Source organism: Microbacterium sp. AG1240 (assembly GCF_003635115.1).
In the GTDB taxonomy this organism is placed as follows: Bacteria; Actinomycetota; Actinomycetes; order Actinomycetales; family Microbacteriaceae; genus Microbacterium.
Genome location: NZ_RBXJ01000003.1, coordinates 1 through 11,226, shown reverse-complemented (window position 1 = coordinate 11,226; position 11,226 = coordinate 1). Strand labels below are relative to the sequence as shown.

At 70.4% G+C, this 11,226-nt stretch carries 12 protein-coding genes; 5 read left to right on the top strand and 7 right to left on the bottom strand.

The window, feature by feature from the left end; genetic code table 11:
- The coding region (locus DEU34_RS16320; protein ID WP_121150675.1) for an LPXTG cell wall anchor domain-containing protein at positions 1–331 on the top strand (331 nt) is incomplete at its 5' end.
- 77 nt (positions 332–408) lie between these two features.
- Here DEU34_RS16320 and DEU34_RS12185 read toward each other — a convergent pair.
- Positions 409–1,092, bottom strand: coding sequence for a hypothetical protein (locus DEU34_RS12185; RefSeq protein ID WP_121150673.1), 684 nt, complete (start codon positions 1,090–1,092; stop codon positions 409–411).
- A gap of 101 nt (positions 1,093–1,193) precedes the next feature.
- Between DEU34_RS12185 and DEU34_RS12180 the strand changes: the two genes are divergently transcribed.
- Positions 1,194–1,973, top strand: a complete 780-nt coding sequence (locus DEU34_RS12180; RefSeq protein WP_121150671.1) for an alpha/beta fold hydrolase — start codon at positions 1,194–1,196, stop codon at positions 1,971–1,973.
- Positions 1,974–2,013: 40 nt separating this feature from the next.
- Positions 2,014–2,391 carry a VOC family protein gene (locus tag DEU34_RS12175; RefSeq protein ID WP_121150669.1) on the top strand — a complete coding sequence of 126 codons (378 nt, stop codon included), beginning with the start codon at positions 2,014–2,016 and terminating at the stop codon, positions 2,389–2,391.
- 8 nt (positions 2,392–2,399) lie between these two features.
- Here DEU34_RS12175 and DEU34_RS12170 read toward each other — a convergent pair whose 3' ends face one another.
- Positions 2,400–3,764: a glucose-6-phosphate dehydrogenase gene (locus DEU34_RS12170; protein WP_121150667.1), complete on the bottom strand. Its 1,365-nt coding sequence runs from the start codon at positions 3,762–3,764 to the stop codon at positions 2,400–2,402.
- A gap of 67 nt (positions 3,765–3,831) precedes the next feature.
- Here DEU34_RS12170 and DEU34_RS12165 point away from each other — a divergent pair, with 67 nt between their 5' ends.
- A complete protein-coding gene (locus tag DEU34_RS12165; protein ID WP_121150665.1) occupies positions 3,832–5,595 on the top strand; it encodes a glycoside hydrolase family 15 protein in 1,764 nt (587 codons plus the stop codon).
- 1 nt (position 5,596) lies between these two features.
- On the opposite strand, the gene DEU34_RS12160 is transcribed toward DEU34_RS12165, so the two are convergent.
- The 5 genes from DEU34_RS12160 to DEU34_RS12140 all read right to left on the bottom strand — a co-directional run bounded on the left by DEU34_RS12160 (position 5,597) and on the right by DEU34_RS12140 (position 10,121).
- Positions 5,597–6,721: an ABC transporter permease gene (locus tag DEU34_RS12160; protein WP_121150663.1), complete on the bottom strand. Its 1,125-nt coding sequence runs from the start codon at positions 6,719–6,721 to the stop codon at positions 5,597–5,599.
- Positions 6,718–7,599, bottom strand: a complete 882-nt coding sequence (locus tag DEU34_RS12155; RefSeq protein ID WP_121150661.1) for an ABC transporter ATP-binding protein — start codon at positions 7,597–7,599, stop codon at positions 6,718–6,720. The genes DEU34_RS12160 and DEU34_RS12155 overlap by 4 nt, the downstream gene beginning before the upstream one ends.
- Positions 7,600–7,715: 116 nt before the next feature.
- Positions 7,716–8,186 carry a DUF3237 domain-containing protein gene (locus DEU34_RS12150; protein WP_121150660.1) on the bottom strand — a complete coding sequence of 157 codons (471 nt, stop codon included), beginning with the start codon at positions 8,184–8,186 and terminating at the stop codon, positions 7,716–7,718.
- A 20-nt stretch (positions 8,187–8,206) separates the two neighbouring features.
- The gene (locus DEU34_RS12145; protein ID WP_121150658.1) at positions 8,207–8,875 is read right to left on the bottom strand and encodes a response regulator transcription factor; all 669 of its coding nucleotides are present in this window, start codon (positions 8,873–8,875) and stop codon (positions 8,207–8,209) included.
- Complete coding sequence (locus tag DEU34_RS12140) at positions 8,868–10,121, bottom strand: sensor histidine kinase (protein ID WP_121150656.1); 1,254 nt, start codon at positions 10,119–10,121, stop codon at positions 8,868–8,870. The genes DEU34_RS12145 and DEU34_RS12140 overlap by 8 nt, the downstream gene beginning before the upstream one ends.
- A 143-nt stretch (positions 10,122–10,264) precedes the next feature.
- On the opposite strand from DEU34_RS12140, the gene DEU34_RS12135 reads away from it, so the two are divergent.
- Positions 10,265–10,846 (top strand): NADPH-dependent FMN reductase, encoded by a 582-nt coding sequence (locus DEU34_RS12135; RefSeq protein WP_121150654.1) that lies wholly within the window; start codon positions 10,265–10,267, stop codon positions 10,844–10,846.
- The last annotated feature ends 380 nt before the right edge of the window (positions 10,847–11,226 follow it).

Genomic DNA, 11,226 nt, shown 5'->3' with positions numbered 1-11,226 from the left:
CCCCGCCGACGCGCCGGTCGCGCAGACCATCACCGCCTTCCAGACCACCGGGTTCTCCGGCAACGGCGAGATCTCGGTCTCGTTCTCGCTCCCCGCCTCGGTCGTTCCCTCGCCGACGGCGACTCCGACCCCGGAGCCGACGTCGACGGCCAGCCCGACCGCGACGCCCATCCCCGGCCTGCCGGCCGCCAACGCCGGTTCGTCCGACAGCCTCGCGGCGACGGGCTACGACTCGACCGGAATCGCCGGACTGGCCATCGGTGGCGCTATGCTCGCCGGCGCCGGTGCGGTCTTCATGGCGATCCGCGCACGCGCCCGCCGGGTCAACTGACCTCGGACAGTGTGAAAGAAGCCCCCATCACCTCGCGGTGGTGGGGGCTTCTTCGCGTCGGGCAGCTCCGGGGGCGGTCAGCGCCGGACGGCGAACTCCAGCTCGATGAGGGGGAGTTCATCGCGAGGCACGACGACGGTGAGCACCCCGCCGTCGGGGAGCGCCGCTCCGACGGCATAGACGAAGGGATCGGTGTCGATCTCGACACCCGGAAGATCGTTCCCGTCGACGCGGACGCTCACTCCGTCGCGCACTGCCGACGCCCCCGGAAACGCCGGCGAGTCCCATTCGTGCAGGTCGACGCCCGCCCGTTCCCGGAAGTGGTTCATCAGGATGTGGCGCGCGTGGTCCACCAGCAACGCTTCGGGCGTCGTCCATTCGGACCTCTCGGCGTGCCACGAGGTGCGCACGGCCTCCCACAGTCGCGGGTAGCGCATACGCTCGACCTGCTCGATCAACCACGTGGGCCGCGGCCACGGCGGAACCGTATCGAGGGAGCGCCGCGTATGGTCGTCGAGGTCGGCGAGGTTCACCGGATCCGACCGATCGTCGGGATTGCGCCACAGCAGATAGCCCACGCTCACCGACATCGCGACCATCGTCTCGCCCTGCTGCTGCACCGTGAGCGCGAGACTGTCGTCGTCTTCGAGCGATCGCTGCGGAACGAAGCCCCGCGCGGGGACGGGCAACTCCCTCGCCCGCTCCGCCTGATCGATCCGCGGGTCGGGGGCGTCTTCAGGAAGCACTCCGGCGAACTGCATACTCTCGAGTGTGACCGTCCGACCCGGGGCCCGGCAAGAGACCGGCGGATGCTGCGCCGTCACCCCTTGACCGGGCGCGCTCGGCTTGATTCGATCAGCACATGCCCATCGTCGAGTCTGCGGACGGAACACCGATCCGCGCAGAGGCGACCGGCGACGGCCCGGTCGTGGTGGTCGTCAACGGCGCGTTCTCCACGGCGGCGGATGCCTCCGGGGTCGCCGATGCGCTCGTGCGGGCGGGGTTCACGGCGGTCGTCTACGACCGCCGAGCCCGCGCCGGCAGCGGCGACACGCACCCGTACGCACCCGAGCGCGAGGCCGACGACCTCGCCGCGGTGATCGCGGGAGTGGGAGGCGCGGCGGCCGTGCTGGGGCATTCGTCGGGCGCCGTGCTCGCGCTGTTGGCGTGTTCGCTGGGGGTGTCGACCGGAACACTGTTCCTGTCCGAACCGCCGTTCCACTTCGGAGAGGGCGAGCCGCCGTCGGATCTTCCCGAGCGTCTGCAGCGCGCGATCGACGAGGGGCGCCCGGCCGACGCGGTCACGACGTTCCAGATCGACGGCGTCGGTCTGCCCCCGGCGATGATCGAGCAGATGCGCTCGAGTCCGGTGTTCGACGGTCTCGTCGCGCTGGCGCAGTCGACGGTGTACGACGCCACCCTCACCCGGCAGGTCTCGACCCCCACGGCGGCGATGCGCGAGGTCGACGTGCCCGTGGTCGTGCTGACCGGCAGCGATACGTTCCCCTTCCTCCACGCGGCGTCCGAACGCCTCGCCGAGGAGGTGTCCGGTGCGGTGTTCGTCGAGGTCCCCGAGTCGGTGCAGCACCGGCTCGACCCCGTGGCCACCGCGCGGGTCGTCGCCGCGCACCTGCACGCGTGAGGCTGCGGCTGCGCAGCATCCATCCGATCGAGGAGACGACATGTTCACCACAGACAGAGCTTTCACCGGGTTCTCCGTCGACGACATCGACACCGCGCGCTCGTTCTACCGCGACACCCTCGGACTCGAGACCGTGGACGACGAGATGGGCTTCTTCAGCCTGAAACTCGCCTCGGGTGCGTCGGTGTTCGTCTATCCGAAGCCGAACCATGAGCCGGCGAGCTTCACGATCCTGAACTTCCCGACCGACGACGTCGAGGCGGCCGTGGACGACCTGAACGCGCGCGGGGTGACGACGAAGATCTACGGCGACGACGAGCTTCAGACCGACGCGAAGGGCATTCAGCGCGGCCGGGGTCCGACGATCGCGTGGTTCCGCGACCCCGCCGGCAACGTGCTCTCCGTTCTCGACGCCTGAGCCTGCCGTCAGAGCGTCGGCCAGCCCTTCGGGGCGATGGAGCCCGCGGGGTACTCGTCGAGCGGCACCGTGCCCGCGCGCCACGCGTCGAGCACGGGCTGCACGATGCGCCAGCACTGCTCGGCGGCATCTCCCCGCACCGAGAGCATCGCGTCGCCGTCGAGGATGCCCGAGAGCACCTCGGCGTAGGCGACGCGGCCGCCCTCGCCGAGATCGGCTTGCAGCGAGACGCGTTCGAGTACCAGCGGGTCGGCGCCGCCGTTGACGTTGAGACCGAGCGACATCGTGTCGGGGCTGAGCGAGAAGCGCAGTTCCGTGGGGGCGGTCTCGCCCGTGAAGCCCTGCGGCATGTGGCGCACGGGCTGGAAGGTGACGATGACCTCGGCATCCTTATCGGCGAGAGCCTTGCCCGAGCGCAGCGTGATCGGAACACCCTGCCAACGCGCGGTGCGGATCTCCACCGTCATCTCAGCGAGCGTCTCCGTCTCGCGCGAGGGGTCGACACCCTTCTCGTCGACGTACGACGGGTACTCGCGCCCGTCGACGGTGCCGGCGGTGTAGCGCGCGCGTCGCGAGGATGCCACCGGGTCGTCGCCGAGGACGTGCGTGGCGCGGAGGATCGCCGCGGTCGCGTCGCGCAGATCGATCTCGTCAAGAGACGCGGGCGGCTCCATGGTCACGAACGCCATCACCTGCAACAGGTGGCTCTGGATCATGTCGATGAGCGCGCCGGCACGGTCGTAGTAGCCGGCGCGACCCTCGAGGCCCAGCGATTCGTCGTACTGGATGACGATCGACGCGATGTCGTCGGCCGACCAGACCGGCTCGATGAGGCGGTTCGCGAAACGCACGCCGAGGAAGTTGAGCACCGTCGAGCGCCCGAGGAAGTGATCGACCCGGAACACCTGGCGCTCCGGAACGAGCTTGGCGAGCACCTCGTTGAGCTTGTGGGCGCTGGCCTCGTCGGTGCCGAACGGCTTCTCGAGCGCGAGGATCGTGCCCTCCGGGATCTCGACCGATTCGAGCGCCGTGCAGGCCTGCTCCGCGACGGCCGGGGGCACGGCGAAGTACAGAGCGGGCCGCCCCTCGGCGGCGTTCAGCAACGCCTGCAGGTCGTCGGGCTTCGTGATGTCGGCCTTCGAGTAGGTGGTGGCCGACACCGCGGCGAACGCGCCCTTCGCGTCGGTCGTCTCGAACGCCTTCTCGACCACCTCGCGCCAGTGCTCGTCGGTCCAGTCGTCCATTCCCGCGCCGTGCAGGCGCACGGACCGGTAGGGCTCGCGCACGAGCAGCTGACCGAGCGCGGGAAGAAGCAGTCGCGAGGTGAGGTCGCCCGAGGCGCCGAGGATGATGAGGGTGGTGTCGGCGGTCATGAGGCCCACCCTAGGACTCGCCGGGCGCTCCGGTCCGGTCGCTCTCCGGAGTTGACAGAATCATGCCGTGCCCGCACCTATCGAGGACTACGCACTGCTGAGCGACTGCCGCACGGCGGCCCTGGTCTCGTCGACCGGCAGCATCGACTGGCTGTGCCTGCCCCGCTACGACTCGCCCTCGATCTTCGGCGGCCTGCTGGGCGATGACGCGCACGGGTCGTGGAGCCTGCGTCCGACCGATCCGGCCGCGACCGCCGAGCGCCGTTACGACGACGACTCGTTCATCCTCGTGACCCGCTGGACGACGGAGGCCGGGACCGCCGAGGTCTCCGAGTTCCTCGCCTACGACGATGCGCGTCACGATCTCGTGCGGCGGGTCATCGGTGTCAGCGGCGAGGTGGAGTTCGAGAGCGTGCTGCGGCTGCGCTTCGATTACGCGCGCGCCCTTCCGTGGGTGCGGCAGATCGGTTCGCCCGACGACCCGGCGCTGCTGGCCATCGCCGGACCCGCGGCCGTGGTCGTGCGCGGTCCGCTGCACACCGCCCGCGACCACGCGCACCGCGCGACGTTCTCCGTGCCCGCCGATCACTCGGTCGACAGCACCCTCAGCTGGGCCCCGTCGTACGACGACGTTCCCGAGCCCGTCGACGTGGAGGGCGCGTGGGAGCGCACCCGCGAGTGGTGGACCGACTGGGCCAGCACCCTGTCGCACGACGGCCCGCACCATGATCTCGTGATCCGCTCGCTGCTCGTGCTGCGGGCGCTGACCCACCGCGACACCGGCGGGATCGTGGCCGCGGCGACGACCTCGCTGCCCGAGCAGGCGGGCGGCCCGCGCAACTGGGACTACCGCTACGTCTGGCTGCGCGACGCCGCTCTCACGCTGCAGGCCTACATCGCGCACGGCTATCTCGCCGCCGCAGGCCGGTGGCGCGAATGGCTGCTGCGCGCGATCGCCGGAGACCCCGCCGACATCCAGATCATGTACGGCATCGCCGGGGAGCGCGACCTCCCCGAGCGCGAACTGCCGAACTTCCCGGGCTACGAGGGGGCCTCCCCGGTGCGCATCGGCAACGGCGCCGTCGACCAGTGGCAGGCCGACGTGATCGGCGAGGTGATGGTGGCATTGGATGCTGCGCGCGAGGCGGGGCTGGCCGAGACGCCGTTCTCGTGGGCCCTGCAGCGGGCGCTCCTCGCGCACGCGGCGCAGACGGTGGACGAGCCCGACCAGGGGATCTGGGAGATCCGGGGCGAACCGCGGATGTTCACGCACTCCCGCGTCATGATGTGGGCGGCGTTCGATCGGGGCGTGCGCGCCGTGGAGCAGCACGGTCTCGACGGCGAGGTGGAGCAGTGGCGTGCGCTGCGCGATCGGCTGCGGTCGGCGATCGACACCACCGGTGTGGGCGATGAGGGCTACTTCGTGCAGCACGACGCGACGAGCGAGGTCGACGCCTCGCTGCTGCAGCTTCCGCTCGTGGGTTTCTGCGCCGCCGACGACCCGCGGATGCTGCGGACGGTGGAGCGCATCGAGAAGACGCTGATGCCCGACGGGTTCGTGCGTCGCTACCGCACCTCGTCGGGAGTCGACGGCCTGTCCGGCGACGAGAGCGCGTTCCTCGCCTGCTCGTTCTGGCTCGTGCAGCAGTACGCCGCGTCGGGGCGTCGCGAGGACGGCGGTGAGCTGATGACGCGGGTGTGCGAGGCGGCGAACGATCTCGGGCTGCTGTCGGAGGAGTACGACCCTGCGGGGCGTCGCCAGCTCGGCAACACCCCGCAGGCCCTCTCGCATCTCGCGCTCGTCGGCGCGGCCGATGCTCTGCGCGGCTGACTCAGCTGCGCAGAGCCTCGGTGAGCTTCACCCGGGCACCCATCCGCAGGAGGGTGTTCTGGTAGATGCGCGCGCCGACCCAGATCGCCGCGGCGCACGTGGCGAGCAGGACGACCAGTGACAGCAGCGGCTCCCACCACTGCGCGTCGCCGAGGTAGAGGCGCAGCGGCATGCCGACCGGCGCCGAGAACGGCACGTACGACATGACCGTGAGCACCACGGGGTTGTCGTTGAAGAAGATGACGAGGAAGTACGGCGCCATCACGAGGAGCATGAGCGGCGTGGTCGTCGACCCGATGTCCTCCTGGCGCGAGACCATCGCTCCTGCCGCCGCGAAGAGGGCGGCGAGCAGCACGAAGCCGAAGAGGAAGAAGACCGCGAACCACACCAGCGGTGCGCCGAGCCCGCTCAACAGCTCGGATTGGCCGGTGACCGAGAGTCCGACGATCGAGATCGCCGCCAGGCCCACGATCTGACCCATCGCGAGCACCGTGTTGCCGATCACCTTTCCCGCCAGGAGCGATCGCACCGGGATGGCCGAGATGAGGATCTCCACGACGCGCGTCTGCTTCTCCTCGACGACGCTCTGCGAGATCGTCGCGCCGAAGGTCGTCGCCGCCATGAAGAAGACGACGCCGAAGCCGATGGCCACGAGATAGCGGAGGGCGCCGTCGACCGCGTCGGCCGGGTTCAGCAACTCGACCGACGGGGTCTGAGCGAGCAGGCCGAGCACGTCGGCCGGGGAGCTGTCGTCGGCGACGACCTTGTACGAGAAGGCGCCGCCCGCGGCATCGGGCACCAGGGCTGCCTCGACGGTGCCGTCCTGCACGAGGGCGGTCGCCGCATCCGCATCGTCGGCGACGGTCACATCGAACCCCTCGATGCCGCTGACGTCCGACTGCGTCTGACTCGTCACGGCGATGGCGATGCGGTCGTCGCCGGCGTTGTTCGCGGCGATGCCTCCCCAGATGACCGCGGCGAGGGCGATGATCAGCAGGAAGGCCGAGGAGATGATGAACGACTTGCTGCGGAGCTTCGAGCCGATCTCGCGTTCGGCGACGAGCCAGACGCTCTGGAGTTCGCCCGGCGTGGATCGACGGGTGTGGGTGGGGGCGGAGGTGCTCACTGGATGACCTCCTTGAAGATCTGGGCGAGGGTCGGATGCTGCGGGGCGAAGCTGGCGACGTCGCCGCGCTCGACCGCGCGGCGCAGCACCCGCTGGGCGTCGTGCTCGGCGGCGTCGAAGAGGGCGTAGCCGCCGTCGAAGTCGACGACGGTGACCCCGGGTTCGTCGCGGATCCACCCGGCGTCACCCGTGGAGACGAGCTCGAAGCGGTGTCCGGCGTGCTCGGCGCGGAGGGCGTCGCGAGCGCCGGCGGCGCGCACGGTGCCGTCGGCGATGATCACGAGGTCATCGCAGAGGCGCTCGACGACGTCGAGCTGGTGCGAGGAGAACAGCACGGCGGTGCCGGCGGCTGCGCGCTCCTGCAGAACGCCCGCGACGACGTCGACGGCGAGCGGGTCAAGGCCCGAGAACGGCTCGTCGAGGATGAGCACTTCGGGGTCGTGCACGAGGGCCGCGGCGATCTGGGCGCGCTGCTGGTTGCCGAGAGAGAGGGTCTCGACGTTGTCGCGGAGGCGCTCCGACAGGCCCAGGCGATCGAGCAGCGATTCGGCGGCCGTCGTCGCTTCGGCCTTGCCATAGCCGTGGAGACGGGCGAGGTAGGCGATGTGCTCGCCCACGCGCATCTTCGGGTACAGCCCGCGCTCCTCCGGCATGTAGCCGAATCGGCGGCGGTCGGCGGCGGTCACGGGAGACCCGTCGAGGGCGACGCGGCCACCGTCCTTCGCCAGCACGCCCAGCGCGATGCGCATCGTCGTGGTCTTGCCGGCGCCGTTCCCGCCGACGAAGCCCGTCAGGCGTCCCTGGGCGACGTCGAACGTCACGTCGTCGAGCACGCGGCGACCGCCGTAGCTCTTGGTGATGCCGGTCAGTTCGAGCACGGCTCCTCCTTCTCCGGCACCCGTGCGGATGCCCGAGAACGACGTTACGCAGGCGGGTGCCGCGCAGCATCCGCCCCCGGGAGGGTTGGCCGTCTCCCCCTGGCGGGGGAGGGAGGTCAGTCGATGACGAACACGTTCAGACGGACCGCGGCGGGAAGGCGCTCGCCGGTGCCGACGAGGAGGCGCGTGTTCAGCCATTCCCACGGCCCGGCCGGCGCGGTGATCCGAGGGTGCGAACGGAAGTAGATCAGCGACGGGTCGACCTCTTCGCCCCGCGCGAGGCGGTCGAGGTCCGCCGGCGCGCCCGACCGCAGCCCTCGGTTCTCGACGAAGAGCCGGTCGCCGTCCGTCGTCTCGAGTCCGTAGGTGGCGCGGAGCACCTGGCGTCCGTCGGCGTGGAGCACCTGCGCGTCGACGCCGCCGGGAAGAACGTGGGCCTCGAGCCCGGGTCCGCGCGCGGTGCCGCCGAGGATGGGGACGATGCGTCGATGCTCGCCGCCGACGACACCGAGATCGACCGGGTCGCCCACCTCGACCTCCAGGCGCACGAGGAAGGTGAGGGACGGAGCCTGCGGCGTTGCGGTCACGCGGCGATCGTAACGCCGGATCAGGCGAGGCCGTGTCGGTGCGCGATGACGACCGCCTGCACGCGATCGCGCGCGCCGAGCTTCTGCAGCACGTTGGACACGTGCGTCTTGACCGTCGCGTCGCCGATGAAGAGGCGGGCGGCGATCTCGGCGTTGCTGAGCGCCTCGGCCATCAGGCGCAGCACCTCGGCCTCCCGCTCGGTGAGGCTCGCGCTCGCCGGGTGCGGGGGTGGCGCGGCGGCGATCGCCGGCTCGGCGTCGGGTCGGGCGAAGCGGGCGATGACGCGCCGGGTCACCTCGGGTGCGAGCAGCGCGTCGCCGCCCGCGACCACGCGAACCGCCGAGACGAGTTCCTCCGGACCGGCGTTCTTCAGCAGGAAGCCGCTTGCGCCGGCGGAGAGCGCCTGGAAGAGGTAGTCGTCGCGATCGAAGGTGGTGACGATGAGCACGGCGGCCTCGACGGAGGGGTCGGAGACGATCCGTCGCGTGGCCTCGAGGCCGTCCATGCCGGGCATCTGCACGTCCATGCAGATGACGTCGGGGTGGAGGGCGGATGCGGCGGACACCGCCTCCGCGCCGTTGGCCGCTTCTCCGACGACATCGATGTCGTCTTGGAGCGACAGGATCGTGCGGAAGCCCGCGCGCATCATCGCGTGGTCGTCGACGAGTAGGACGCGGATGTCAGACATGGGCGGCCGCCTTCGACGTCAGGGGTACGCGGATGCGCACGAGGTATCCGCCACGTGAGCGCGGGCCGATCTCGATCGTCCCGCCCGATGCGCCCGCCCGCTCGCGCATACCCAGCTGTCCGAGGCCCGGGGCGCCGGAGCCCACGCGTCCGGTGTTGGACACCTCCAGCTCGACCGACTCTCCGGTGTAGCGCAGCCGCACCTCGGCGGTGGCGTGCGGTCCGCCGTGCCGGCGGGCGTTCGTGAGAGCCTCCTGGGCGATACGGTAGAGGTTGACCTGTACGAGATCGGGCACCTCGCGTTCCTCGCCGACGACGTGGAACGTGGTCGGCATGCCGGCCGACCTCGTCGCCTCGACGAGGTCGCTCACCGCGTCGAGGCCGCGCGTGGTCGGAGCGGTGTCGGGCTCGGGGTCGGTGCCGTCGGGCGTCCGCAGCGTGGCGAGCAGCTGCCGGAGTTCTGTCAGCGACTGGCGGGCCGACGACTCCACGCCCTCGAGGATCTCTCGCGCGTGGTCGGGGTCTTTCGGCATGACCGCGCGCGCGGCTCCCGCCTGCACACCCATGAGCGAGACGTGATGGGCGACCACGTCGTGCAGCTCGCGGGCGATGCGAACCCGATCGAGGGCCACGGCCTGTGCCGCGGTGACCTCCCGCTCCCGCTCGAGTTCGGCGGTGCGCTCCTCGAGGGCAGCGCGCTCGCGCATCTGCTGGTGCGAGCGCTCGCCGAAGTAGTAGGCGCCGCCGAAGTAGAGGGCGTTGAGGAGGAACGTCAGGAGCGTATAGGCGATGTACGGCGAGAACGCCCCCGCGCGCGAGAACACCTCCTCGGTCTCGGGTACCGGGCCCGTGGCGTCGATGAGCATGACGATGGTGAGCCAGAGGAACATGCCCGCGATGATCGCGGCCCGCACGATGGTCGCGCGACGTCGGTTCGTCGACCAGGCACCCACCGTGTAGAGCGCGATGAACATCGCCACGTTGCCGGCGTAGAGCTCGGGGATCTGCATCGTCACGGCCACGAAGTAGGCGATGGACACGATGATGGCGACGATCGACGGCCAGCGTCGGCGGAAGGCGAGAGGCACCGCGAGCACGAATGCGTAGGCGACGGTGAGGGGCATCGCCGCCTGCCGGTCTCCGTACATCCCGGCGATCGCCGAGAGGACGGCACTGATCAGTGCGCCGACGAGCACGACGACCGCCAGCACGACGTCGGCGCGCCGCTGGGCGGGGGTGGCAATCATCCCCTCACGTTACGAGACGGCTCCTCCTCTCGGCATCCGCCGGAAGGGGGAGCGTGCACTCGATTCACAGGAATGCATCCATCGGAGGTCGCGTTCTTCCGAGGGTACGGGCCGTTCCCGGCCGCACAACCGAAAGGATCCCCGTGACTGACTACACGATCGGCTACATCGTCGGCAGCATCTCGAGCACCTCGATCAATCGGCGTCTCTCGAAGGCGCTGGAGCGCGTCGTTCCCGACGGCGTGAAGCTCGTCGAGATCCCGATCGCCGACCTGCCGTTCTACTCGCCCGACTTCGACGCGGACTTCCCGCAGGTCGCCCGCGACTTCAAGCAGTCGATCGCCGACGTCGACGGCGTGATCATCCTCACCCCCGAGTACAGCCGGTCGATCCCCGGGGTGCTCAAGAACGCCCTCGACTGGTCGGCGCGTCCCTACGGTGAAGCCTCCTTCGACGGCAAGCCGACCGCCGTCATGGGCACGTCGCAGGGCCCGATCTCGACGGCCGTCGCGCAGCAGCACCTCAAGACGATCCTCAGCCACTACAACGCTCCCGTGCTCGGCCAGCCCGAGGGCTTCATCCAGTCGACCCCCGGTCTGTTCGAAGACGACGGGACGATCACGAACGAGGGAACGGCGGCGTTCCTCCGCTCCTACCTCGACGCTTTCATCGACCTGATCGGTCGCTACGCGCCCGCCGATGCTTCGGAGTCGAAGGCTGCCTGAGCGCCATCGGTCGCTCCAGACGCCCCCGGTCTTCGTGACCGGGGGCGTCTGGCGTTCGGCGGCTCGCGCCGGTGCGTGCGGCACGGGCGCGGGTCGCGCGGGCACCGGCTCGCCCGCACGCACGGCGAGGTGAGCCCGCGCGCACGTCAGGGGCGCGGGTCGGAAGCGTGGGTCAGGCGGCGCGGGTTAGAAGGGTGCGGTGCTCTCGGTTGGGTGATCGTGGTCGGGTGCGGGTCGGAAGACGGGGACTTTCCGTTCTGGTCGTACCACGAATCGTCTGCCGCTGGGGGATGCCCATTCGAGTGCGCCGCCGCTGTCGGGGATCGGTGTGACTCTCCACCCGCCGTGGTGCTTGATGGTGTGGTGCCCGACGCATAGTG